Source organism: Neobacillus sp. MER 74 (assembly GCF_023714155.1).
The window spans coordinates 1-351 of record NZ_JAMAUV010000088.1; the positions used below are offsets into that span (position 1 = coordinate 1).

Below are 351 nucleotides of genomic sequence, written 5' to 3' on the forward strand. Positions count from 1 at the left end.
GCAACGTCCTACTCTCACAGGGACGCGTGTCCCAACTACCATCGGCGCTGAGAAGCTTAACTTCCGTGTTCGGTATGGGAACGGGTGTGACCTTCTCGCCATAATTGCCAGACCATATATTCGACACAATTTTATTATAATGTCTTTTTTATTTTTTTCAAGAGGAAAATTAATTTTTTTCATTCCCTCAAAACTAGATAATACAGAAGAAGTTTGTAAACTCAGAGTTCACCTTAAAATATGGTTAAGTCCTCGAACGATTAGTATCAGTCAGCTCCACGTGTTACCACGCTTCCACCTCTGACCTATCAACCTGATCATCTTTCAGGGTTCTTACTAGCTTGCGCTATG

Annotated in this window: 2 rRNA genes; both read right to left on the bottom strand. The window is 41.3% G+C overall.

Features of this window, described 5'->3' with window-relative positions:
• Positions 1-112, bottom strand: a 5S ribosomal RNA gene (gene rrf / locus M3610_RS27615); the annotation flags it as partial.
• Between the two features lie 128 nt (positions 113-240).
• Positions 241-351 (bottom strand): 23S ribosomal RNA (locus M3610_RS27620); the annotation flags it as partial.